19 protein-coding genes, 2 tRNA genes, 1 rRNA gene and 1 pseudogene are annotated in these 22,811 nt (G+C 60.1%); 12 read left to right on the forward strand and 11 right to left on the reverse strand.

Features of this window, described 5'->3' with window-relative positions:
- Nucleotides 1-242 precede the first annotated feature (242 nt).
- The 3 genes from ACPJXG_RS20890 to ACPJXG_RS20900 all read right to left on the reverse strand — a co-directional run bounded on the left by ACPJXG_RS20890 (nucleotide 243) and on the right by ACPJXG_RS20900 (nucleotide 2,031).
- Nucleotides 243-318: transfer RNA gene (locus tag ACPJXG_RS20890), tRNA-Ala, on the reverse strand.
- A 26-nt stretch (nucleotides 319-344) separates the two neighbouring features.
- Nucleotides 345-421: transfer RNA gene (locus tag ACPJXG_RS20895), tRNA-Ile, on the reverse strand.
- A gap of 79 nt (nucleotides 422-500) precedes the next feature.
- Nucleotides 501-2,031, reverse strand: a 16S ribosomal RNA gene (locus ACPJXG_RS20900).
- Between the two features lie 576 nt (nucleotides 2,032-2,607).
- On the opposite strand from ACPJXG_RS20900, the gene ACPJXG_RS20905 reads away from it, so the two are divergent.
- The 3 genes from ACPJXG_RS20905 (at nucleotide 2,608) to ACPJXG_RS20915 (ending at nucleotide 6,078) form a co-directional block, all read left to right on the forward strand.
- Complete coding sequence (locus ACPJXG_RS20905; protein ID WP_425252221.1) at nucleotides 2,608-3,900, forward strand: sensor histidine kinase; 1,293 nt, start codon at nucleotides 2,608-2,610, stop codon at nucleotides 3,898-3,900.
- 68 nt (nucleotides 3,901-3,968) lie between these two features.
- Nucleotides 3,969-4,727 (forward strand): LytR/AlgR family response regulator transcription factor, encoded by a 759-nt coding sequence (locus tag ACPJXG_RS20910; RefSeq protein ID WP_035825940.1) that lies wholly within the window; start codon nucleotides 3,969-3,971, stop codon nucleotides 4,725-4,727.
- A gap of 160 nt (nucleotides 4,728-4,887) precedes the next feature.
- A complete protein-coding gene (locus ACPJXG_RS20915; protein WP_425252222.1) occupies nucleotides 4,888-6,078 on the forward strand; it encodes a PAS domain-containing sensor histidine kinase in 1,191 nt (396 codons plus the stop codon).
- 46 nt (nucleotides 6,079-6,124) lie between these two features.
- On the opposite strand, the gene ACPJXG_RS20920 is transcribed toward ACPJXG_RS20915, so the two are convergent.
- The 3 genes from ACPJXG_RS20920 to ACPJXG_RS20930 form a co-directional block, all read right to left on the reverse strand.
- Nucleotides 6,125-7,072, reverse strand: a complete 948-nt coding sequence (locus tag ACPJXG_RS20920; protein ID WP_425252223.1) for a porin — start codon at nucleotides 7,070-7,072, stop codon at nucleotides 6,125-6,127.
- A gap of 309 nt (nucleotides 7,073-7,381) precedes the next feature.
- Nucleotides 7,382-8,032, reverse strand: coding sequence for a class I SAM-dependent methyltransferase (locus tag ACPJXG_RS20925; RefSeq protein WP_035825935.1), 651 nt, complete (start codon nucleotides 8,030-8,032; stop codon nucleotides 7,382-7,384).
- 62 nt (nucleotides 8,033-8,094) lie between these two features.
- Nucleotides 8,095-9,036 carry a CysB family HTH-type transcriptional regulator gene (locus ACPJXG_RS20930; RefSeq protein WP_035825933.1) on the reverse strand — a complete coding sequence of 314 codons (942 nt, stop codon included), beginning with the start codon at nucleotides 9,034-9,036 and terminating at the stop codon, nucleotides 8,095-8,097.
- Nucleotides 9,037-9,196: 160 nt separating this feature from the next.
- Here ACPJXG_RS20930 and ACPJXG_RS20935 point away from each other — a divergent pair, with 160 nt between their 5' ends.
- The 8 genes and pseudogenes from ACPJXG_RS20935 (at nucleotide 9,197) to ACPJXG_RS20970 (ending at nucleotide 16,976) form a co-directional block, all read left to right on the forward strand.
- Nucleotides 9,197-9,970 (forward strand): sulfite exporter TauE/SafE family protein, encoded by a 774-nt coding sequence (locus ACPJXG_RS20935; protein ID WP_034782225.1) that lies wholly within the window; start codon nucleotides 9,197-9,199, stop codon nucleotides 9,968-9,970.
- A gap of 81 nt (nucleotides 9,971-10,051) precedes the next feature.
- On the forward strand, nucleotides 10,052-11,740 hold the full coding sequence (locus ACPJXG_RS20940) for a nitrite/sulfite reductase (RefSeq protein WP_176390375.1): 1,689 nt from the start codon (nucleotides 10,052-10,054) through the stop codon (nucleotides 11,738-11,740).
- Nucleotides 11,733-12,293 (forward strand): DUF934 domain-containing protein, encoded by a 561-nt coding sequence (locus tag ACPJXG_RS20945; RefSeq protein ID WP_035825928.1) that lies wholly within the window; start codon nucleotides 11,733-11,735, stop codon nucleotides 12,291-12,293. Before ACPJXG_RS20940 ends, ACPJXG_RS20945 begins: the two co-directional genes overlap by 8 nt.
- A 9-nt stretch (nucleotides 12,294-12,302) precedes the next feature.
- Complete coding sequence (locus ACPJXG_RS20950) at nucleotides 12,303-13,019, forward strand: phosphoadenylyl-sulfate reductase (RefSeq protein WP_278318164.1); 717 nt, start codon at nucleotides 12,303-12,305, stop codon at nucleotides 13,017-13,019.
- 33 nt (nucleotides 13,020-13,052) lie between these two features.
- Nucleotides 13,053-13,970, forward strand: a pseudogene (gene cysD / locus ACPJXG_RS20955) (sulfate adenylyltransferase subunit CysD); the annotation flags it as partial.
- Nucleotides 13,970-15,286, forward strand: a complete 1,317-nt coding sequence (locus ACPJXG_RS20960) for a sulfate adenylyltransferase subunit 1 (protein WP_099401052.1) — start codon at nucleotides 13,970-13,972, stop codon at nucleotides 15,284-15,286. The pseudogene cysD and the gene ACPJXG_RS20960, both read left to right, overlap by 1 nt.
- Nucleotides 15,287-15,314: 28 nt before the next feature.
- On the forward strand, nucleotides 15,315-16,079 hold the full coding sequence (cobA, locus tag ACPJXG_RS20965; protein WP_219312954.1) for a uroporphyrinogen-III C-methyltransferase: 765 nt from the start codon (nucleotides 15,315-15,317) through the stop codon (nucleotides 16,077-16,079).
- Between the two features lie 246 nt (nucleotides 16,080-16,325).
- Nucleotides 16,326-16,976 carry a hypothetical protein gene (locus tag ACPJXG_RS20970; protein ID WP_278318162.1) on the forward strand — a complete coding sequence of 217 codons (651 nt, stop codon included), beginning with the start codon at nucleotides 16,326-16,328 and terminating at the stop codon, nucleotides 16,974-16,976.
- Here the strand turns inward: ACPJXG_RS20970 and ACPJXG_RS20975 are convergent.
- Genes ACPJXG_RS20975 through lptF form a run of 4 tightly spaced genes read right to left on the reverse strand, consistent with a single transcriptional unit; the run spans nucleotide 16,973 to nucleotide 20,656 of the window.
- Nucleotides 16,973-17,941, reverse strand: a complete 969-nt coding sequence (locus tag ACPJXG_RS20975; RefSeq protein ID WP_425252224.1) for a stealth family protein — start codon at nucleotides 17,939-17,941, stop codon at nucleotides 16,973-16,975. The two genes, ACPJXG_RS20970 and ACPJXG_RS20975, sit on opposite strands and share 4 nt — an antisense overlap.
- Nucleotides 17,938-18,345 (reverse strand): sirohydrochlorin chelatase, encoded by a 408-nt coding sequence (locus tag ACPJXG_RS20980; RefSeq protein ID WP_425252225.1) that lies wholly within the window; start codon nucleotides 18,343-18,345, stop codon nucleotides 17,938-17,940. The genes ACPJXG_RS20975 and ACPJXG_RS20980 overlap by 4 nt, the downstream gene beginning before the upstream one ends.
- Nucleotides 18,345-19,514: an LPS export ABC transporter permease LptG gene (gene lptG / locus ACPJXG_RS20985; RefSeq protein WP_035825911.1), complete on the reverse strand. Its 1,170-nt coding sequence runs from the start codon at nucleotides 19,512-19,514 to the stop codon at nucleotides 18,345-18,347. The genes ACPJXG_RS20980 and lptG overlap by 1 nt, the downstream gene beginning before the upstream one ends.
- Nucleotides 19,511-20,656 (reverse strand): LPS export ABC transporter permease LptF, encoded by a 1,146-nt coding sequence (gene lptF / locus ACPJXG_RS20990; protein WP_099401048.1) that lies wholly within the window; start codon nucleotides 20,654-20,656, stop codon nucleotides 19,511-19,513. Before lptF ends, lptG begins: the two co-directional genes overlap by 4 nt.
- Before the next feature lie 67 nt (nucleotides 20,657-20,723).
- On the opposite strand from lptF, the gene ACPJXG_RS20995 reads away from it, so the two are divergent.
- On the forward strand, nucleotides 20,724-22,217 hold the full coding sequence (locus ACPJXG_RS20995; RefSeq protein ID WP_219312960.1) for a leucyl aminopeptidase: 1,494 nt from the start codon (nucleotides 20,724-20,726) through the stop codon (nucleotides 22,215-22,217).
- Between the two features lie 63 nt (nucleotides 22,218-22,280).
- On the opposite strand, the gene ACPJXG_RS21000 is transcribed toward ACPJXG_RS20995, so the two are convergent.
- A complete protein-coding gene (locus ACPJXG_RS21000; protein WP_425252226.1) occupies nucleotides 22,281-22,805 on the reverse strand; it encodes a hypothetical protein in 525 nt (174 codons plus the stop codon).
- Nucleotides 22,806-22,811 lie beyond the last annotated feature (6 nt).

Genomic DNA, 22,811 nt, shown 5'->3' on the forward strand with positions numbered 1-22,811 from the left:
TATAACGTTAGCCTCTCATCATTTACATAATGAAAGAGCGCTACAGGGATAAGAAAGTACAACGTTGTTGCTTGTTTGTTGATACATACAATCATTACCCATCGATTCGCTTTTTACGGCAAACCGATCAATAAATAATCTTTACTTCTTCCAGATTGTTAAAGAACATACAGCACTTGATCTCGAAAAGACCAAACCTAAATCCCGGTGTTGAACTCAACACTGATTTACGTTTGAACTTTTGGTGGAGGATGACGGGATCGAACCGACGACCCCCTGCTTGCAAAGCAGGTGCTCTCCCAGCTGAGCTAATCCCCCTATGGGTATTTCCAGACTACAGAAACTGGTAGGGCTGGTTGGACTCGAACCAACGACCCCCGCGTTATCAACACGGTGCTCTAACCAGCTGAGCTACAGCCCCAAATGCTGTTCTTTATATTAACAGCCGATAAGTGTGAACATTTGATGCGTGAATCATTTCTGATTCGTGCAAACTCTAGAAAGGAGGTGATCCAGCCGCACCTTCCGATACGGCTACCTTGTTACGACTTCACCCCAGTCACGAATCCTACCGTGGTAAGCGCCCTCCTTGCGGTTAAGCTACCTACTTCTGGTAAAACCCGCTCCCATGGTGTGACGGGCGGTGTGTACAAGACCCGGGAACGTATTCACCGCGACATGCTGATCCGCGATTACTAGCGATTCCAACTTCATGCAGTCGAGTTGCAGACTACAATCCGGACTACGATACACTTTCTGCGATTAGCTCCCCCTCGCGGGTTGGCGGCGCTCTGTATGTACCATTGTATGACGTGTGAAGCCCTACCCATAAGGGCCATGAGGACTTGACGTCATCCCCACCTTCCTCCGGTTTGTCACCGGCAGTCTCATTAGAGTGCCCTTTCGTAGCAACTAATGACAAGGGTTGCGCTCGTTGCGGGACTTAACCCAACATCTCACGACACGAGCTGACGACAGCCATGCAGCACCTGTGTACTGGTTCTCTTTCGAGCACTCCTCAATCTCTCGAGGATTCCAGCCATGTCAAGGGTAGGTAAGGTTTTTCGCGTTGCATCGAATTAATCCACATCATCCACCGCTTGTGCGGGTCCCCGTCAATTCCTTTGAGTTTTAATCTTGCGACCGTACTCCCCAGGCGGTCTACTTCACGCGTTAGCTGCGTTACCAAGTCAATTAAGACCCGACAACTAGTAGACATCGTTTAGGGCGTGGACTACCAGGGTATCTAATCCTGTTTGCTCCCCACGCTTTCGTGCATGAGCGTCAATCTTGACCCAGGGGGCTGCCTTCGCCATCGGTGTTCCTCCACATATCTACGCATTTCACTGCTACACGTGGAATTCTACCCCCCTCTGCCAGATTCTAGCCTTGCAGTCTCCAATGCAATTCCCAGGTTGAGCCCGGGGATTTCACATCAGACTTACAAAACCGCCTGCGCACGCTTTACGCCCAGTAATTCCGATTAACGCTTGCACCCTACGTATTACCGCGGCTGCTGGCACGTAGTTAGCCGGTGCTTATTCTTCAGGTACCGTCATTAGCAAAAGATATTAGCTTTCACCGTTTCTTCCCTGACAAAAGAGCTTTACAACCCGAAGGCCTTCTTCACTCACGCGGCATTGCTGGATCAGGCTTTCGCCCATTGTCCAAAATTCCCCACTGCTGCCTCCCGTAGGAGTCTGGACCGTGTCTCAGTTCCAGTGTGGCTGGTCGTCCTCTCAGACCAGCTACTGATCGATGCCTTGGTAGGCTTTTACCCTACCAACTAGCTAATCAGATATCGGCCGCTCCACGAGCATGAGGTCTTGCGATCCCCCACTTTCATCCTTAGATCGTATGCGGTATTAGCGTAACTTTCGCTACGTTATCCCCCACTCTAGGGTACGTTCCGATATATTACTCACCCGTTCGCCACTCGCCACCAGAGCAAGCTCCGTGCTGCCGTTCGACTTGCATGTGTAAGGCATGCCGCCAGCGTTCAATCTGAGCCAGGATCAAACTCTTCAGTTTAATCTCTGTTACTTTGCCGTTTTACCGGCACCGTCTTGCGACGGGTCGCTCACTCAAAAAACTGACAGGCTACTTCCGAAGAAGTATCCTATTTCATTATTTCTTGTGAACATTTGATATTTTAAGTTTTACAGCGATCCGAAAATCGCTGCTGCACTTACATCAAATGCCCACACTTATCGACTGTTAATTGTTAAAGAACTGTATTCGGCGCTACTTTCGCGCTATCGACAAAGCGTTGTGTTTGTCAGCTGCGAAGAAGGAAGAGTATGAAGCGTTTGCAGCATTTCGTCAACCTTCTTTTTTCACCCTGCTTTACTCGGCATTTGCATGCGTCGTTCAGCGAGGGGGCGAATTATAGCCCTGCTCCGCGTGCCCCGCAAGGGCTATTTTCCCTCCCTCACCGCCCAGCAAGCATAGTCTTCACTTCAAGCGCCTTTTTGTGCAGCCTGTCGCAATCGGCTGGCGTAGTTCGTGGTCTTTAGGCACAGTGGCAACATCAGACTCTGACGCTACTCAACAAGGGGTTAAACTTGCCCGCCGCGTCGATTAACTCTTGTATTTGAAAGTGCTCCCATGCTTCCGATTTCCAGCCTGCCCCACTTGTTGAAAACCATCCTCGCTTGGTTGCAACGGGCATTCGACGCGACGACGACCTGGGTCACCCAACTGTCTTGGTGGAAATTCTTCCTGTTCGCTGCGCTGGCCCTGATCGCCGGTTCCATTTTGCAAGATGAGCTGTTCTCGTCCAGTCCGGACGAAGAAGTAGTCATCAAGTCGCATAAACGCAGCAGCAAGGGTTCGGGTGAAACCAATATCCTGATCGACGATACGGGGATTCACTTCAATCCCCGCAACAGCAAGAACCGGCGCAGCAGCGCGGCCGATGCAGCCAGCGAGCCGGCCGATGCCGCCGAGGCGGACGCACAAGCCAGTGCCGTGCCGCCGGAACCACCGGAGCCGCCGGCCGCCCCTGCCAAGCCCAGCTATCCAGTAACGACGAATGCCTCGGGCGAAGAAGTCCACATCGAATTGCCGCCACAAATCGGTGAAGAGTTGTCGAACGCCATCGAAGAAGCGGTCGATGATGCGGCGGAACAAAAAGTCTCGCGCTATCACCAGCAAGCCTCGACCTGGTTCAAAAGCTTTGTATCCTTGCTGGTATTGGCCCTGTTCGCCATGAAAGCCCTGGTTGGCGGCAAGAAACGTGCGGAAGCGGAAACCGTCACGGCGAATGAGGCGGCCGAACGGGAATCCATGCAGCGCCAGCTCAGCGAAGCAAAGATGCAGATGATGCAGGCGCAAGTCGAGCCGCACTTCCTGTTCAACACGCTTGCTTCCGTCGAACACCTGATCCAGGTCGACCCGCCGCGCGCGGCCAAGATGCAGCGCAGCCTGATCCAGTATCTGCGCGCCGTGCTGCCGCAAATGCGCGACAACGCCCTGATTACCAACCTGGGCCGCGAAGCGGACATGGTGCAAGCGTACCTGAACCTGCTGAAAATGCGCATGGAAGAACGCCTGACCGTCGACTTCCAGATTCCCGATGGCCTGCGCAGCGCCGCCTTCCCGCCCATGATGCTGCAATCGATGGTGGAAAATGCCATCAAGCACGGTCTGGAAGTCAAACCGGAAGGTGGCACCCTGCGCATCGTGGCCGAAGTGGCGCACAGCAAGCTGCGCGTCACGGTGACCGATGACGGCCTCGGCTTTGGCGTGGTGCCCAGCGATGGCACGGGCCTCGGTTTGCCCACCATCCGCGAGCGCCTGAAGCTGCTGCATGGCGATGAGGGCAGCCTGACCATTACGCCAAATCAACCGTCCGGCGTGTGCGCCGTGATCGAAGTGCCATATCAATTGTCCAAATAAGACAGAGTAGTTGATAAAAACGCTAAATCATTGAATAATCAATCTTCGCCTGTTCACACTTGAGACCTATGCCTACCGCTATTATTGCCGACGACGAAAGACTGATGCGCGACCAGCTGCGCCTGCGCTTGGGCCAGGCCTGGCCTGAACTGGAAATCATCGGCGAAGCCAAGAATGGCGACGAAGCGATCGAACTGGTGGAGCAACTCAAGCCGGACTTTGCTTTCCTCGATATCCGCATGCCGGGCAAGACGGGCATGGAAGCGGCGCAAGTAATCGGCGGCAAGACGCATATCGTCTTCGTCACGGCCTATGATAGCCACGCCGTCGAAGCCTTCGAGCGGGGCGCCGTCGACTACGTGCTCAAGCCGCCCGAGCATGAGCGCTTGCTGGTCACGGTGGAGCGCCTGAAAACGCACCTGAACAAGCCGGCGCTGGACGTCAACAGCAGCGTCACGGCCATGCTGTCGCAGCTGGCGGAGAAAATCACGGCCAAGCCCACCTATTTGCAATGGATACAGGCCAGCATCGGCCAGGACTTGCGCATGATCCCCGTGGAAGAGATCCTGTTCTTCCGTTCTGACGAGAAATACACCTGCGTGCAAACCGCCAAGTATGAGGCGCTGATCCGCAAGCCCGTGCGCGACCTGGCCGAAGAGCTCGATCCTTCGCTGTTCTGGCAAATCCACCGCGCCACCCTGGTCAACGTGAATGCCATCGAAGGCGTGACGCGCGACATCCGCGGCCGCCACCTTGTGCTCATCAAAGGCAAGTCCGACAAGCTCGAAGTGAGCCGCAGCTTCCTGCACCTGTTCAAGCAAATGTAAGTCTCCCGCCGCCGCCCGGCCCTGGCCGGCGCGGCGCATGCCTCTCTTCTTTCCCCTTCCTGCGCCACATCAAGCCACGCCGCGCCAACAGGCATAGGCTAAAGTCCTGTCCGCCATTCCTGTCTTGCCTGCCTTCGCTCACGTTCGCAAGGAGAAGCCCATGCCTGACCGAGGCAGTTCCACACTGCTGCGTATTCTGCCGCTCGGCATGGCGGCGGCGCTTTTGCTGTGCTTGTTTCCTCCCCTGAAAGCCCGCCGGCAACGGCAGGCGCGTGGCCAGGCCATCATCGACAGCGCCAGCGACGCCATCATCAGCATCGACAGCGGGCAAATCATCCTGCATGCGAACGCGGCGGCAGCCAGATTGTTCGGCGACACGCCGGCCGGCATGCGCGGCATGCGCCTGGGCCAGTACATCCTGCGCGACTTGCGCACCCTGGGCGGCCTGGGCGAGCACGAGGGCGATCCGCCGTTTGGCGACATCAACCTGGAGCTGCGCCTGACGGGCCGGCGCACCACCGACTACACCCTGACGGGACGGCGCAGCGACGGCGCCATGTTTCCCCTCGAAGGCTCGCTCTCGGCCATGCTGGAAGACGGCCAGAGCGTATTTACCATCATCGTGCGCGACATCAGCGCGCGCCAGCAGATGCATGAACAACTGGCCCGCTCCTTTTCGCAATTGCGCGAATTGTCGAGCGCGCTGCAAACCATCCGCGAGGAAGAGCGCAAGCATATCGCGCGTGAACTGCATGATGACTTGGGGCAACTGCTGGCCACCTTGCGCGTTGACCTGACCTTGGTGCGCCAGCACACGGACACCACCGCATCCCTGCAGACACTGCTGTACAGCATGGACGGCTTGCTGGTGACGGCCATCACCTCGCTGCGGCGCATCGCCAGCAACCTGCGCCCACGCGCGCTCGATGAAGGGGGTTTGTATTTTGCGCTGCAAAAACTGCGCCACGACTTTCTGTTGCGCCGCGCCATCCATTTCGACTTGCTGGCCGACGAGGCCGACCTCGTGCTCGACGATGCGCGCAGCACGGCCATCTACCGCATCGTGCAGGAAGCGCTGACGAATATCGCGCGCCATGCCGAGGCTAGCCACATCACCATCGCCCTGCACCGCATCGATTCCTCGCTGGCCATCACCATCCAGGATGACGGCCGCGGCATCGCCGAGCACGACCTGGAAAAGGCCACGGCCCTGGGCTTGCTGGGCATGCGCGAACGGGTGTGGGGCTTGAATGGCAGCATCCATATCGGCGCCGATAGCGAACTGGGCGGCACTCGCATCGAAATCTCGCTGCCCATGCATGCGGAAGCGGCGGAAGCGGCCACGCCATAAAAAAGGCGCCCGCAGGCGCCTTCTACTTCGTCACATCGAATGCTGCTTAGAACTTGTGTGCCAGACCGATCTGGTACGAGGTCAGGGACTTGACGCGCTCGCGGCCAGCGTAGGCGTACACGTCGGTACGCTTCGACAGGTGGTAGTCGTAACCGACGCCGAATTCCTTGATGGTGTCCTGATCCTTGACCTTGTTGTTGCTTTGCTCTTGCTTGCCATACGACACTTTGGCATCGCCGCCGCCAACCGTGTAGTTCAGGCCGATCAGGTAGGACTTGAATTCGCCGTTGGCAGCCACCTTGGTGTCGCCCTTCGAGTAGGCGGCCGTGATCTTGGCCGGGCCGAATTTATAGCCGCCACCGATGGACCACAGGTCAGGCTTGGCGGCCGTTGCCGTTGCTTTTACGGCTTTTTCGTAGCCGGCGTGCAAGCTGATCGGGCCATTGTCGTAGGTTGCCAGGCCGATCACGCCTGCGTCAGCGCTGTTGACTTCGCTCAGCACGTATTGCAGGCTGCCCACGAAACCGTCAAAGCTTGGGCTGTTGTAGGTCACGGCGTTGTTGACGCGCGACGAGCCGACGCCCGAACGCAGCAGGGTTTCATTGTTCTTGCCGACCACGCCGTAGGTGTTGAATGGGTCGACGCGGGCGATGGTGCCATCGACCAGGTTCTTGGTGCGGCCCAGGATGGCGGTACCAAACGCGCCTTTCAAGCCCACGTAAGCTTGACGGTCGAACAACACGCCTTTTTGCGCGCCGGTGTCAGCCAGGAATTCACTTTCCAGGTTGAAAATTGCGGACAGGCCGCCACCCAGATCTTCCGTACCCTTGAAACCGAGGCGCGACGCGTTGTTTTCACGTTGTACCGTCGGCTGGCCAGTGGTCTTGGCAATACCGAGGTCAACCAGGCCATACACGGTGACGTTCGATTGTGCTTGTGCCGTAGCTGCTGCGAAGGTGCCGATGATCAATGCTGCCAGAGTAATTTTTTTCACTTGAGATTCTCTACATTAGGTTGGACAAGAATGGTGCTGCTCAGCTGCTGAACCGAATCATGCCCACCAAATACTTCAACAATATGACATCGACAAGATGTTGTTTTTTGGCACAACATCTTGTCAGATAAAAACAACAGGCGAAAAAAAACCGCCCGAGGGCGGCTCATGCGGCGGCAAGGCCTATTTACCGTAGGTCGGATTAGCGTGGCAAGGCCACGCGTAATCCGACAACATTGTTGGCAAGGCGGCGGTGTCGGATTACGCGGCTGAGCCGCTAATCCGACCTACCATATAGACAGATCAGCTTTATTTCAGGCGGCAGCTCAGCAGCCAGTAGTATTCCAGGCGCTTCATGCGGATTTCACGGGCCGAGTGAGCAAACTTCTTGCGCAGGTGGCTGTCCGATGGGAAATTCTTCAGCACTTCATAGCGCTCGCCCCCATCCGTCGTGCGGAACTGGTGGGTGTTGCCTTCCAGGTCGGTACGCGCGATCACGGTGCTGCTGCCGTCGACATAGGAATTGTCGATCAGCACCAGCATGATGTCCTTGCCCAGCTTGCTGCGCAATTGCTTCAGGTATTTATCCTGGTCTTCGCGCTTGACGTGCGACCACCAGAAACCGGCGAACACGGCCGTGAACTTGCCCAGCATATCGTCGGGCAAGTTAAAGGCGTCGAGCTTGGCGAAACTAACGTTGTCCGGCAAGCCGCGCGACTGGGCCAGCGCCAGCATTTCATCGTTGATATCGGTGGCCAGCACGGAGTCGGCCGACTCGGCGACCACTTCCGTCCAGTAGCCGGTGCCGCAAGCCAGTTCCAGCACGGTGTGGCCTTCCAGCACGTCGGCGACCTTGTCGCGCAACACTTCCAGGTCTTCCTGGCGTTCGGGCTTGGCATAGACGCGCTCGTACTGCTGCGCGATGGTGGCGTAATATTTGGCAAGCTGATCGGTAATCATTGTTTCTTCTCTTCTTAAATAATCTTGGCCAGGCAACTCGCCCGGCCGACTTCCTGCATTGTTTATAGTTCGTAGTGCTCTTTATCACCGCTCATCGCCTGCTCGATGAGCTTGCGGTTCAGGGTCGGCGTCAGCAACTCGATAAAGGTATAAATATAGCTGCGCAAATACGCGCCTTGCTTGACGGCCACGCGCGACACATTCATGCCGAACAGGTGGCCGACAGGGATGGCGCGCAAGCCTTTGTCGCGCTCGGCATCGAAGGCCATACCCGCTATGATACCAATCCCCATGCCCAACTCGACATAAGTCTTGATCACGTCCGCATCAATGGCTTCGAGCAAGATGTCCGGCTTCAGGCCGCGCAGCACGAAAGCGTGGTCGATCTTGTTGCGTCCGGCGAACGCGCTGTCATAGGTAATCAGGGGGAAGGCGGCGATTTCTTCCAGGGTCACGGACTTCGATTTGAGCAGCGGATGGTCGACCGGCACCACCACCACGTGCTCCCATTGATAGCATGGCAAGGTAATCAGGCCATCGATGGCGGCGATCGATTCCGTGGCGATGGCCAGGTCTGCCTGGTCGCGCTGCACCATCTCGGCGATCTGGCGCGGATTGCCTTGCAGCAAAGATAAGCGTACCTTGGGGAACTTCAGCATGAAAGCTTGCACCACCTTCGGCAAGGTGTAGCGCGCCTGCGTGTGCGTGGTGGCAATGGTAAAGCTGCCGCTGTCCTGCGCCGCGAATTCCTTGCCGATGCGCTTCATGCTGTCGATTTCCTGCATGACCAGCTCGACCGACTCCAGCACCAGGCGACCTGGCTCCGTCAAACCGCGGATACGCTTGCCATGGCGCGTAAAAATATCCACGCCCAGTTCTTCCTCCAGCTCGATGATGGCTTTCGATACGCCCGGTTGCGACGTAAACAAGGCCTTGGCGGCGTCCGTCAGGTTGTAATTCTGCCGGACCGCTTCGCGCACGAAGCGCAGTTGATGGAGATTCATTGCTGGTTTGCCCTAGATTGCCGTGATTTGCCGAGTTTCCGCCCCACCCATGATTTTGCGTTCATGCATATACGCATATCGCATATAAGCAAATGCGTACTTAGTAGTTTGGAATAAACACTAAGTTTATTACTATTGCGGGTACTTTGGGGGTGCAAGCATGACTTTGTCTTATATAGTCTCAGGATTTGCCGTAGGATTACTCGTAGGAATGACCGGCGTGGGCGGCGGCTCGCTGATGACGCCGCTGTTAACCCTGCTGTTTGGCGTGCCGCCTTCCGTGGCCGTGGGCACCGACCTGGCGTTCGCCTCGATCACCAAGAGCGCCGGCACCCTGACGCACCGCCTGCGCGGCACCATACGCTGGGATATCGTCAAGCGCCTGTGCATCGGCGCCCTGCCCGCCGCCGTCATCGCGACTCTGGCGCTGAAATCGTTCGGCACCCTGTCGCCGGAAATCGGCCAGATCATCCGCTACTCGATCGCCGGCTCCGTGCTGCTGACCGTCGTGGCACTGATTTTCAAGGGCCGCATGCTGGCCTGGATCAACGCGCACCCTGAGAAACAATTGCAAGGCAACAAGCTTGCCGCCGCAACCATTATTTCCGGCGCCGTGCTGGGCGTGCTGGTGACGGTGTCGTCGATCGGCGCCGGCGCCATCGGCGCGACCCTGCTGGTGATGCTGTATCCACGCATGAGCTCGGCGGAAGTGGCGGGCACCGACATCGCCTACGCCGTGCCCCTGACGGCCATCGCCGCCCTGGGCCACTGGTGGCTCGGCTCCATCCACTGGGAATTGCTGGCCTCCTTGCTGGTAGGCTCCCTGCCCGGCATCACGCTCGGTTCCTGGGTCGCCCGCTCGGTGCCGGAAAAGTTTTTAAGAGTCCTGCTGGCGATGACCTTGACCGGCGTGGCAGTGAAGCTAATCTATTAATTACCGAACAAGTGACAAGAGCAGTATCAAGAACATAATCCCAGGCAATCTTCCAGCACCCCGGCTTTTTTAGGAATTGATATGTACCATTACGATCAGTACGACCACCTCATCATCAAAGAACGCATCGCCCAGTACCGAGACCAGGTTGCGCGCCGTATCGCCAATGAACTGACGGAAGAGGAATTCATTCCGCTGCGCCTGCAAAACGGCCTGTACATGCAACGCCACGCCTACATGCTGCGCATCGCCGTGCCGTACGGCTTGCTGTCGTCGACGCAGATGCGCATGTTCGCGCACATTGCGCGCAAGTATGACCGCGGCTATGGCCACTTCACGACGCGCCAGAACATCCAGTTCAACTGGATCGAGCTGGAACAAACGCCCGATATCCTGACGGACCTGGCGTCCGTGGAAATGCACGCGATCCAGACGTCCGGCAACTGTATCCGTAATACAACATCGGATCCGTTCGCCGGCGTCGCGGCCGATGAAATCATCGATCCGCGCCCGTACGCGGAAGTATTGCGCCAGTGGAGCACCTTCCACCCCGAGTTCATCGCCCTGCCGCGTAAATTCAAGGTCGCCATCAATGGCGCCGAGGAAGACCGCGCCGCCATCGCCGTGCACGACATCGGCTTGACGGCCGTGCGCAACGCCGCTGGCGAAGTGGGCTTCAAGGTGATGGCCGGCGGCGGCATGGGCCGCACGCCGATCCTGGGCAGCGTCGTGCGCGACTTCTTGCCGTGGCAGCATTTGCTGACGTACATCCAGGCCATCATGCGCGTGTACAACTTGCACGGCCGCCGCGACAACAAATACAAGGCGCGCATCAAGATCTTGCTGAAAGCCATCGGCGTGGAAGAATTCACGCGCCAGGTGGAAGCGGAATGGGTCGACTTGAAGGACGGTCCGGAAACCCTGACGGCCGAGGAAATGCAGCGCGTGGCGGACTTCTTCAATCCGCCTGCCTACCTGGCCCTGCCGGAACTCGACTACAAGAATGAACACGCAGACAACAAGGCGTATGTGAACTGGCTGGCGCGCAACGTCAAGCCGCACCAGCGCCCCGGCTACGTGGCCGTGGTGCTGTCCCTGAAGAAAACGGGCGTGCCGCCCGGCGACGCGACTGCCGAGCAGATCGACTTCGTGGCCGATCTTGCCGACCGCTACAGCTTTGGCGAACTGCGTGTGACGCATGAACAAAACCTGGTGCTGGCCGACGTGGAACAGTCGAAACTGTTCAAGCTGTGGCAGGAAGCCAAGGCGCACGGCCTGGCCACGCCGAACATCGGTTTGCTGACCGACATGATCTGCTGCCCTGGTGGCGATTTCTGCTCGCTGGCCAACGCCAAGTCCTTGCCGATCGCGGCCGCTATTGCGGAACGTTTCGACAGCATCGACTTCCAGCACGACATCGGCGAGATCGAACTGAATATTTCCGGCTGCATCAATGCCTGTGGTCACCATCACGTGGGCAGCATCGGCATTCTCGGCGTCGACAAGGATGGCAGCGAATGGTATCAAGTGTCGATCGGCGGCGCGCAAGGCAACAACGCGGCCATCGGCAAGATCATCGGACCCTCGTTCTCTTCCCTGCAGATGCCTGAAGTCATCGGCCGCCTGCTGCACGTCTACGTGCGCGACCGCCATGAAGGCGAGCGCTTCGTCGACACGGCCCAGCGCCTGGGTGTGGCGCCGTTCAAGGAACACGTATATGCAACGCCGATCACGGTCGGCAACCTGGTGGGAGAAGACGAATATGTTTGAAGTACGCGAAGAAATCATCAAGAACGCCGCCGTGGTGCCAAATACCTGGGGCTTGCTGCGCCTCGATGAAACCGACACGCCGGAAACGGTGGTCGTGCCTGCCGGCAAGGTCATCGTGCCGCTGCTCGTATGGCAAGCCCAGCGCGAGACCCTGGCGGCCCGCCTGCCCGACATCGGCGTGTGGCTGGCTAGCGACGAGCGCCCGGAAGAACTGGCGGCCGACGTGGCGCAACTGCCCGTCATCGGCGTGGACTTCCCGAAATTCACGGATGGGCGCGGCTATTCCATCGCCTTCAACCTGCGCGCCCGCCTGGGTTTCCAGGGTGAATTGCGGGCGATTGGCGACGTGCTGCGCGACCAGCTGTTCTCCATGCACCGGGTAGGCTTCGACGCGTATGCGACACGTCCCGACCGCAGCATCCATGACGCCCTGAAAGGTTTATCGGTCTTTTCGGAAACCTACCAGGCTTCGTGGGATCAGAAATCGCCGCTGTTCCGCCGCCACCAGCGCGAAGGCCAGAATCCTGACCTCGACAACGCGGCTGGCATCTGAGGGCCTATCATGAGTGATTTGACTTCTTTGATTGACGCCACCGAGCAAACGCTGACACGTATCGCCGCGGATTTTTCGCCGGCCGTGTTCGCGTCCAGCCTGGCAGCCGAAGACATGGTGCTGACCCACATGATACTCAAGGCGAAGCTGCCCATCGGCATCTTTTCCCTGGAAACAGGCCGGCTGCACCAGGAAACCCTGGCCGTGCTCGACAAGGTGAAAACCCGTTACGACCATGACATCACCCTGTACCGTCCCCAGCCCGAAGCCGTGGCTGCCTACGTGGAACAAAACGGTCTGAACGCGTTCTACAACAGCGTCGAGATGCGCCGCGAGTGCTGTCGTATCCGCAAGGTCGAGCCGCTGGGCCGCGCCTTGGCTGGCAACAAGGCCTGGGTCACGGGACAGCGCCGCGCCCAGTCCACCACGCGCGCCGAATTGCACGTGCAGGAAGACGACGCCGCGCACGCGATGACGAAATTCAATCCGCTGGCGGACTGGTCGGAAGAAGACGTGTGGGCCTACATCCGCGCCAACGACGTGCCCTACAACGCATTGCACGACCAGGGCTACCCCTCGATCGGCTGCGAACCGTGTACGCGGGCCGTGCAGCCGGGCGAAGATGTGCGCGCCGGTCGCTGGTGGTGGGAAAACCCGGACTCCAAGGAATGCGGCCTGCACATGGTGGATGGTAAGTTGATACGCATCAAATCCGTGGCAGCCTGAACAGACACAACAGACTCAGCAGAACAAGAAAGCACCCATATGAGCAATATTTTGAACCAGCGTCACCTCGACAGCCTTGAATCGGAAGCCATCCACATCATGCGCGAAGTGGCGGCCGAATCGGCCAACCCCGCGCTGCTGTTTTCGGGCGGTAAGGATTCCGTCGTCCTGCTGCGTTTGGCCGAGAAAGCCTTCCGCCCAGGCAAGTTTCCATTCCCCCTCGTGCATATCGACACGGGCCACAACTTCCCGGAAGTCATCACCTTCCGTGACAAGAAGGTGGCGGAACTGGGCGAACGCCTGATCGTCGGCTCCGTGGAAGACTCGATCAAGCGCGGCACCGTGCGCCTGCGCAACCCGGCCACGGATTCGCGCAATGCGGCGCAGGCCGTGACCTTACTGGAAACCATCGCCGAACACGGTTTTGACGCCTGCATCGGCGGCGCGCGCCGCGACGAAGAAAAAGCCCGCGCCAAGGAACGCATCTTCTCGTTCCGCGACGAATTCGGCGCCTGGGACCCGAAAGCCCAGCGTCCGGAACTGTGGGACCTGTATAACACCCGCGTGCATCCTGGTGAAAACATGCGCGTCTTCCCGATCTCGAACTGGACCGAGCTGGACGTGTGGCAATACATCGCCCGCGAGCAACTGGAATTGCCGCCGATCTACTTCGCGCACGAGCGCCAGGTGATCCCGCGCAACGGTTTATTGGTGCCGCTGACGGATCTGACGCCGCCGCGCGACGGCGAAACGGTGGAAACACAAATCGTGCGCTTCCGCACGGTGGGCGATATCTCGTGCACCTGCCCCGTGTCGTCCGACGCGGCGACGGTCGACGCCATCATCGCCGAGACGGCAATCACGCAAATCACGGAACGGGGCGCCACCCGCATGGATGACCAGACTTCCGAAGCCTCGATGGAAAAACGCAAGAAAGCAGGATATTTCTAATGAACGCAGCACTCCAGAACACCACCTCCACCGACAGTTTAGAGCGCGGCATGTTGCGTTTTATTACGGCCGGTTCCGTCGATGACGGCAAGAGCACCCTGATCGGCCGTTTGCTGTTCGACAGCAAGGGCATCTTCGCCGACCAGCTCGACGCCATGTCGCGCTCCAAGCACAAGCGCACGGTGGGCGACACGGTCGACCTGTCGCTGCTGACGGACGGCCTGGAAGCGGAACGCGAGCAAGGCATCACCATCGACGTGGCCTACCGTTACTTTGCCACGCCGAAACGCAAATTCATCATCGCCGATACGCCGGGCCACGAGCAATACACGCGCAACATGGTCACGGGCGCCTCCACGGCTGACGCCGTCATCATCCTGATCGACGTGTCGAAAGTCAAACTCGGCGACGACGGCAGCGTGGAACTGCTGATCCAGACCAAGCGCCATTCGACGATTGCCCACTTGCTGCAAATCGAGCACGTGGTCGTCGCCGTCAACAAGATGGACCTGGTCGATTACGATGAAACGGTATACAACCGTATCGTCGCGGCCTACCGCGAATTCGCCCAGTCGCTGGGCCTGAAGGACATCACGCCGATTCCATTGTCCGCATTGACGGGCGACAACGTCGTCGAACGCGGCGACAAGCTGGGCTGGTACACGGGCCCGACCCTGATCGAGCTGCTTGAGTCCTTGTCCGTCTACGACGAATCGCACGACACGCCTTTCCGCTTCCCGGTGCAGCTGGTGGCGCGCCACAACGGCCACGAAGCGAACGACTTCCGCGGCTACATGGGCCGCATCGAGGCAGGCAAGGTCAGCATCGGCGACACCCTGGTGGTGCAGCCATCAGGCCAGACGGCCACCGTCAAGGATATCGTCACCCTGGACGGCTCGCTGAGCACCGCCGTGGTGGGCCAGTCCGTGACCCTGCTGCTCAATGAATACCTCGACATTTCGCGCGGCGACTTGCTGGCGAGCAGCGAGCGCCCTGCCACCCTGCTGAAAACCGTGGTGGCCGACGTGTGCTGGCTGTCGGAAGACGCACTGGATCTGCGCCGCAAGTACTGGATCAAGCACGGCACCAAGCAGACGGCGGCCAAGGTGACGGCGATCGAATCGATCCTCGACATCAATACGCAGCAGCGCCATCCAGCCGAAGGCCTCAAGCTCAACGACATCGCCCGCATCAGCCTGAACGTGCAGCAGGCGCTGGCGGCCGACGCGTATGCCGATATCCGCGCCACCGGTGCTTTCATCCTGATCGATGAAGTCACCCACCAGACGGTCGCGGCCGGCATGGTTCGACTCTAACCCCGCATCGTCCAGGAAAGGCAGCCACATGAACAGCTCCCCATCTCTCCCCGGCAAGGTCTACCTGGTCGGCGCCGGCCCCGGCGCGCAAGACCTGATGACCTTGCGCGGCGCGCGCCTGCTGGCGCAAGCGGACGTCGTGCTGCACGACGCGCTGGTCACCGAAGAGATGCTGGAGTTGTGCCCGCAAGCGCAAAAAATCCTGGTCGGCAAGCGCTGCGGCCAGTTGTCGACGGCGCAGGCGTTCATCAACAAGCAATTAGTAGACAACGCGCGCAAGCACGCCGTCGTCGTGCGACTGAAAGGGGGCGACCCCATGCTGTTCGGCCGCGCCGACGAGGAATTGCGCGCGCTGGAAGAGGCGGGCATCGAAGTGGAAGTGGTGCCCGGCATCACCACGGCCCTGGCGGCGGCAGCGGCCACGCAGCAGCCGCTGACCAAGCGGGGCGTGTCGCGCAGCGTCGCCTTCTTTACTTCCAGCACGGCGCCAGGCGAACCTGACCAGACGCGCATTCCCGACTGCGATACCCTGGTGCAATACATGGGTGGCCGCGAAGCCATCGCCACGGCGCAGCGCCTGCTGGCGCAAGGCCGCCGCGCCGATACCCCGGTGGTGGTGATTGAAAACTGCAGCCGCCCGGACCAGCACATCGTGCGCCTGCCGCTGAGCGCCCTGGCGCGTGGCCTGGGCGATACCCACGGCCCCGTGCTGGTGATGCTGGGCGACGCCATGGCCGCGCGCGCGCATCAGGCCATCGACAAAACGGCCGCTCTTCTGGCGCGCCATGCCTGATTAAACACAGCGTATTTTACCGACTTTAAAGTCAGTAACCGACGTCTTCAGAGGAAACATGATACGATGCTGACGCATCTTTTCTCGAGAAGTTGTTGCGTGATAGCAATAAATTCACGCTTCGCCCCGCCATAGCGCTTGCCATGCGGTTTCCCGGCTGACGGGAAGCACTGGCAATCTCCCCGAAAAAAGCTGCGCCCGCAGGCTGCAATACCGCGCCGCGCAACTTTAGCCTTACGATCACACATGAATTTCACCTCCGTGCGCGAAGCCCTGACTTCGCTCAGCCGCAGCAATGTCGGCGTCGCCAGCGCTGTGCTGCTCAGCATGCTCGCCTCCATCGCCCTGTGGACAGTGTTTCCGAATATCGACGACGAAAACCATTTGCTGGAGTGGCTGCAGGCGCTGTTCCTGGCCCTCGCCTGCACCGTGCACGGCGTGCGCGCCTGGCAAGAGACTGACCGCCAGTCGCTGCGCTTCCTCATGCACGCAGGCTTGTGCGCACTGCTGTTCGGCTTTCTGCTGCGCGAACTCGATATCGACCAGTTCGGCACGGCGCCCGCGTGGGCGCAACTGGAAAAAGCCCTGCGCGTGCTGGAATTGCTGATCCTGATACGCTTGCTGATCTTCTTCGCGCCGCGCGCGCGCAAGGTCTTCGCCCATGCCGGCCTGATTTTCAGCATGCGCATCACCATCCTGACGGCCATCGGCGGCTTGCTGATGGTGGCTGGCTGGCCGTTCGACAAGAAGGTCTTCCATGGCATGCCGGACGCTTACGCGCTGCTCGGCGAAGAAGTCTTCGAACTGGGCGCCTATTTGCTGCTGTTCCTCGCTTCACTGTCCGACAGCTCGGCCGCCGCCCGTATCAGCCTGGCGCCGAAGAAGAAATCGGCTTAAGCGCCTTCAAATGATGATGGCAGCGGCAGCAGCCGCTGCAAGGTGGCGGCCACGCGCAGCAGGCGCGGGTCGTCATCATCCGCCTCGTCGCAGGTATCGTTGATGCAGAAAAACGGCAAGCTGCCGAAACGCGCCGCCAGTTCCTCCAGCTGCCGCGGCGCCTGCACATCGCCGCTGGCGATATGCAGCGGGTCGAGCATGCGCGAGCGCGCAATCCCCTGATGCACCATCCAGCGCGGCACCAGGTCGGGCAGCAATGCCGGCACCTGCCACGAGCGGAACACCGTCGCGCGCACGCCGGCAAACATGGCCGGCGCCAGCCCTTCCAATGCATGCAGCGCGCTTTTCAGCATGGGGCGCGGCGCATGCGCATACAGGCGCGGTTCATGCAGGTATCCGGCGTACTGCGCCGACAGCCATTGCCGCGACAACGTGGCACAGTTGGCTGGCGCGGCCACGTCGGCGCGCAAGTCCTGCAGATCATCGTGCAGCGCGCTCTCCGTGAACACACTCAAACACCCCTCCCCTTCCTCCCCGAACCAGAACGCGGTCTCGAACGGCGCGCCGAAAAATACGTCGTCGTTCAGATACAGGAAGCGTTCGGACAGGCCCGGAATATGGTGCAGATACGATTCGATATGGCCCGAGTCGAACACCGGCAGGGATGCAGCGGGCATCAGGCTCGCATGGTCGATCACCGTCAGGCGCGGTGAGGCGCGCAGCCAGTCGGGCACTTGCCGGTCCGTCAGCAGGTAGATGTGGCCGTGGCCGGGGAAGAAGCGCTCGAGCGCGCGCAGGTTGTAGCGCAGTTCGCCGTTGTCGCGGTAGCGCCCCGCCACGTTGCCATGCAGGGCCAGCTGGCCGGGATGCGCCTGCGCCCAGGCGGCATAGGCGCGCTGCCGGCGCGTGCGCCAGGCGGGATCGGCGCCGTCCACCCACAGGTAGACGATGTCGATGCCGCTCAAGGGAGAATGCTGGAGCCTGGCGCCGCCACGCAGTAATCGGCGATGGCGGCGAGCACGCTGGAGTTCTCGCCCACCGCCTCGACCACCTTCAGGCGCAGTGCCGGATGCTGCTGGCGCAGTTCTTCCAGCAGCAGCGGCAAGTCGCGCAGCACATGCCCGCCCTGTCCCAGGAACACGGGCACCACGGTAACGTCCAGGGTGGCGCCGGCGGGCAGCTCGGCCAGCAGGGTCGCCACCAGTTCGGGCAGGCGCGGCGTCATCAGCTCCAGGAAGGCCAGGTGCACGCTGGTGGCAGGCATGCGCGCCTGGGTCAGATCGCGCAGGCGCTCGAAAGGCGCGGCCCACGATGCGGCGCGCGCGCCATGGGCAAACAAGATCAGGGCCTGTTGCACGTTCGTCTCCATCAGTGCCGCTCCACCCACCACAGGGCGCCCAGCGCCAGCAGCAGATACAGCGCGCTCGGCGCCACCGCCGTCAGGAAGGCCGGCCAGGTGCTGAGCAGCCCAAGATGCGAGAACAGCGTGTTGACCAGCATGAAACTGACGCCGATCATGATGCCGATGAAGATCTTCAGGCTGATGCCGCCGCTGCGCGTATGCATGTAGGCGAACGGCAGCGCCAGCGCCATCAGCACGAAAATGGCCAGCGGATCGATCAGCTTTTTCCAGAAGGCGATGCGGAAACGCTCCGTTTCCTGCTTGTTCTCGGCCAGGTGGCGCGTGTACACGGCCAGTTCGCTGGCCGACATGCGCTCCGGGTCGGACGCCGACACCGTCAGGATCTTCGGCGTCACTTCCGACGTCATGTCCTTGCTGGCGCTTTGCACCGTGTGCACCAGGCTCGTTTCCTGTCCATAGTAGTTCGACAGCTTGGGCTCGAAGCCGGGCGAAGTGGCCGCGCTGTTCGAGAACGAGGTTTCCGTCACCTCGGTCAGGCGCCAGATATTATTGCCCTGATACGTCGCGCCCTTGGCCACGGTCAGGGTACGCAAGCGCATGTCGGTGTCGAATTCATACAGCTTGACGTTTTTCAGCTGGCCGTCCGGACGCGCTTCGCCGACATTGAAGAAGCGCGAGCCGGTGACGGTGCCCGTCAGGCCCTCGCTCTTGACCATGTCCTTGGTCCACAGGCCCGAGCGAAACTCGCTCGACACGGCCGCGCCGCGCGACGTCAGCTTGAGGCGTTCGGCCAGCGGTTCCGTGCGCGGCGTGATCAACTCGCCGAAGATGAAGGTGATGACGACGAAGACGATACCGATGCGGAACAGGAAACCGGCCGCCATCGCCGTCGACATGCTCGATGCGCGCATGATGGTAAATTCGGAACTGGCGGCAAACTGCGCCATCGTATAAATGGTGCCGATCAGCGCCGCGATCGGCATCACCTCGTACACGTGACCAGGCACCAGCACCAGCACATACAGGAAGGCGTATTGGATGGTATAGCCGTTGCGGCCCACCTTGGGCAGCTCGCCCGTCAGGTCGATGAAGGCTTGCAGTGCCAAAAAAGCGAGCAGCACGAACAGCACCGCCTGGAATATCGAGACCGCAAAATAGCGCTGTAAAATCTTCATTTCGATGCCGCTTTACTTGGTTTGCCGGCGCGGCGCGCGCGCTTGAAAGCCGCCAGCAGGACCAGCGGATGATAGCGGTGGTTCACATTCAGGCGCCACGCGAACAGCGCCACCACGGCCAGCGCCGCCAGCAGGTGCAACGGCCACCAGGCCAGGCCAAAGCTCAGGCGGCCCTGCTTCACGCTCGCTTCGATGACCTTGATCAGGTTGCTGTACGTAAAGAAAATCAGCAAGGCGATGATCAGGTTGGTCGAACTGCCGGCCCGCGGATTGACAAAGCCCAGCGGAATGGCCAGCAGGATCAGCATCAGGCCGATCAGGGGCGCGCTGACCCGCCACAGCAATTCGGCCATGGTGTAGGGATTCGCATTGGCGACCAGCGCCATGGTGCTCATGGCGCGCACGCCCAGTTCCGCGCCCAGCTCCTGCTGCTTGCTCTCGATGCGCATGATGTACTGTTCGAATTCCATGGTCTGGAAGTCCGCTTGCGTCGGCACGCCCTGGTAGCGGCGGCCGCTCTTGAGCACCAGGAAGCGTTCGCCCTTGGCGTCGGTATTGATCACGCCTTCCTTGGCGACGACGACGACGGCGCTGCCTTTTTCATCGACGGTATTGACGAAGACGTTTTGCACCACGGTCTTTTCGCCGCTGACGCCCTCGACAAAGAAGATGCGGTTGCTGCCGGCCGATTCGCGGAACTGGCCCGGCGTGACTTTCTGCAGGTCTTCGCGCTTTTCAAAGCGCGCCACATATTCATCGCTTTTCTTTTGCGCCCACGGCGTGGCGTACAGGCTCAGGACGCCGGTAGCCAGCACCAGCGGCAGGCCGAAGCTGAGCACGGGCCAGATCCAGCGCGACAGGCTCAGGCCGGAGGCGAACCACACCACCATCTCCGACTCCTTGTAGCTGCGGGTGACGACCATCAGCACCGAAATGAAACCGGTGAGGATGATGATGGTGGGCAGCTGCATCAGGGCGGAAAAAACCATCAGCGACATGACGTCGGACGACGCAATCTTGCCGCCCGCCGCCTTGCCGAGAATACCGATCAGCATCCAGGTGAGCAGGATGCTGAACAAAACTGTGAAGGTGGCCCCGGCGGCACTAGCCAATTCACGTCGAAGGGCGCGTTGAAAGATCATTCGGAGTTTATAATTCGGGTCAGTTAGTTGAGTAACACGTTACTAGTAAATGAAAACGGAGAACCAAATGGACTTTAGCATAAAAGCATTCGATACCAAGAGCACCCTCGGCACGGCCAAAAGCGGATGCATCGCGGTTGCGGTATTCGAAAACAAAAAACTGTCGCCAGCGGCAAAATCGCTGGACAGCAAGGGTGCGATTTCGGCTGCGCTGAAGTCCGGCGACATCAGCGGCAAGCCTGGCAGCACCTTGCTGCTGCGCGCAGTCGATGGCGTCGCCGCCGAACGTGTTCTGCTGGTAGGCATGGGCAGCGATGATACTGTCAGCGAAAAAAGCTTCACGACCGGCGTACAAGCCGCACTGAAGGCCTTCGGCTCGCTGGGCGCTGCGGACGCCATTATCGCATTACCGCTGGCTGAAGTGAAAGAGCGCGACGTAAATTGGGCAATCCGTTGCGTGGTGCAAGCCGCCCACGACAGCGAATACCGCTGCGACTCGCAAAAAAGCAAAAAAGATCCGGCGCCAGCCGGCGTGCGCAAGATCGTCCTGGCTGCTCCCGCAACAGCAGCGACGCGCGGCGCGCTGGCGCAAGCCATCGCCATCGCCAACGGTTCCGACCTGACGCGCAAGCTGGGCGACCTGCCTGCGAACGTCGCCAATCCGACCTACCTGGCCAACACGGCCAAGCAGCTGGCCAAGGATTACAAGTTCGAAGTCGAAGTACTGGACCGCAAACAGCTCGAAGCGCTGAAAATGGGCAGCTTCCTGTCCGTCACCAACGGCAGCGAGCAGCCGCCGAAATTCATCGTCCTGAAGCACATGGGCGGCAAGGCCAAGGATGCGCCAGTCGTCCTGGTCGGCAAAGGCATCACCTTCGACACGGGCGGCATTTCGATCAAGGCCGGTCCTGGCATGGATGAAATGAAGTACGACATGTGCGGCGCCGCCTCGGTGCTGGGCACCTTCCGCGCCATCGGCGAAATGAACCTGAAGCTGAACGTCATCGGCGTCATCGCCGCCTGCGAAAACATGCCGTCGGGCCGCGCCACCAAGCCAGGCGACATCGTCACCTCCATGAATGGCCTGACCATCGAAGTGCTGAACACGGACGCCGAAGGCCGTCTGGTGCTGTGCGACGCGCTGACCTACGCCGAACGCTTCAAGCCGGCAGCCGTGGTCGATATCGCCACCCTGACGGGCGCTTGCGTCGTGGCCTTGGGCCACCACAACAGCGGCCTGTTTACGCGCAGCGATGCGGCGCATGACCAGCTGGCCAACGAATTGCTGGCAGCGGGCAAGCAGTCGAGCGACACGGCATGGCGCATGCCGATCGAAGAGGCGTACAACGAGCAGCTGAAGTCGAACTTCGCCGACTTGGCCAACATCGGCACGCCAGGCGGCGGTTCGGTGACGGCAGCGGCCTTCCTGGAAAACTTCACCAAGAAGTACACCTGGGCACATCTGGACATCGCTGGCACGGCATGGAAATCGGGCGGCGCAAAAGGCGCGACCGGTCGTCCAGTTCCCCTGCTGACGACGTTCCTGATCAACCGCGTGTAAGATAACGCAAGAAGACAGCCGCCATGGTCACTGACCCTGGCGGCTTTTTTTCGTGTCTAGTAATCAGTAGACGACGGGATTGGGCAAAGGCGACGGCGCCACCTTGGGCTGCACCACCGTTTCCGGCACGGCGGCCGGCCGCGGCGCTGGCATCGGCGCGGGCGGCGGCGCCAGGCGCGCCGGGTCCTGCATGACGATGGTCAGAATCGATGGATAGTCAAAGCCGGCGCCCGTGTTACGGTCGACGAAATAGCCGACGCCCAGGGTCAGGATGACATTGCCCCAGACGCTGCCATTGAGCTTGGGATCGATATGGTCGTCCGTCGCGATGGCGGGTGAACCGTGCTTGCGGCAGTCGACCTTCAACGGTTCCTGGCTCTTGCGGATGGTGATGCGGCCGGGCGTGGTGACGAACCACTTGCCCACGTCGTTGCTAAGGATGCAGCCGGCACCCGTCAGCTCGCGGTTGTCCTGGATGGTTTGCACCAGCACCATTTGCTCGGTGTTACCCGTCAGGGTGGCGCAGCCGCCCAGGCCGAACAGCAGCAGCGTCCTGGCGGCAAGGGCAGCAGACGATGGCACGCGCATGGGAAG

Source organism: Janthinobacterium sp. NFX145, from assembly GCF_049810325.1.
In the GTDB taxonomy this organism is placed as follows: Bacteria; Pseudomonadota; Gammaproteobacteria; order Burkholderiales; family Burkholderiaceae_D; genus Janthinobacterium; species Janthinobacterium rivuli.

What these genes read in the sequence shown, in the direction of transcription:
- ACPJXG_RS20905 (WP_425252221.1), top strand. Translation starts at nt 2,608, where the DNA reads ATGCTTCCGATTTCCAGCCTGCCCCACTTGTTGAAAACCATCCTCGCT.
- ACPJXG_RS20910 (WP_035825940.1), top strand. Translation starts at nt 3,969, where the DNA reads ATGCCTACCGCTATTATTGCCGACGACGAAAGACTGATGCGCGACCAG.
- ACPJXG_RS20915 (WP_425252222.1), top strand. Translation starts at nt 4,888, where the DNA reads ATGCCTGACCGAGGCAGTTCCACACTGCTGCGTATTCTGCCGCTCGGC.
- ACPJXG_RS20925 (WP_035825935.1), bottom strand. Translation starts at nt 8,032, where the DNA reads ATGATTACCGATCAGCTTGCCAAATATTACGCCACCATCGCGCAGCAG.
- ACPJXG_RS20930 (WP_035825933.1), bottom strand. Translation starts at nt 9,036, where the DNA reads ATGAATCTCCATCAACTGCGCTTCGTGCGCGAAGCGGTCCGGCAGAAT.
- ACPJXG_RS20935 (WP_034782225.1), top strand. Translation starts at nt 9,197, where the DNA reads ATGACTTTGTCTTATATAGTCTCAGGATTTGCCGTAGGATTACTCGTA.
- ACPJXG_RS20940 (WP_176390375.1), top strand. Translation starts at nt 10,052, where the DNA reads ATGTACCATTACGATCAGTACGACCACCTCATCATCAAAGAACGCATC.
- ACPJXG_RS20945 (WP_035825928.1), top strand. Translation starts at nt 11,733, where the DNA reads ATGTTTGAAGTACGCGAAGAAATCATCAAGAACGCCGCCGTGGTGCCA.
- ACPJXG_RS20950 (WP_278318164.1), top strand. Translation starts at nt 12,303, where the DNA reads ATGAGTGATTTGACTTCTTTGATTGACGCCACCGAGCAAACGCTGACA.
- ACPJXG_RS20960 (WP_099401052.1), top strand. Translation starts at nt 13,970, where the DNA reads ATGAACGCAGCACTCCAGAACACCACCTCCACCGACAGTTTAGAGCGC.
- cobA (WP_219312954.1), top strand. Translation starts at nt 15,315, where the DNA reads ATGAACAGCTCCCCATCTCTCCCCGGCAAGGTCTACCTGGTCGGCGCC.
- ACPJXG_RS20970 (WP_278318162.1), top strand. Translation starts at nt 16,326, where the DNA reads ATGAATTTCACCTCCGTGCGCGAAGCCCTGACTTCGCTCAGCCGCAGC.
- ACPJXG_RS20980 (WP_425252225.1), bottom strand. Translation starts at nt 18,345, where the DNA reads ATGGAGACGAACGTGCAACAGGCCCTGATCTTGTTTGCCCATGGCGCG.
- lptG (WP_035825911.1), bottom strand. Translation starts at nt 19,514, where the DNA reads ATGAAGATTTTACAGCGCTATTTTGCGGTCTCGATATTCCAGGCGGTG.
- lptF (WP_099401048.1), bottom strand. Translation starts at nt 20,656, where the DNA reads ATGATCTTTCAACGCGCCCTTCGACGTGAATTGGCTAGTGCCGCCGGG.
- ACPJXG_RS20995 (WP_219312960.1), top strand. Translation starts at nt 20,724, where the DNA reads ATGGACTTTAGCATAAAAGCATTCGATACCAAGAGCACCCTCGGCACG.
- ACPJXG_RS21000 (WP_425252226.1), bottom strand. Translation starts at nt 22,805, where the DNA reads ATGCGCGTGCCATCGTCTGCTGCCCTTGCCGCCAGGACGCTGCTGCTG.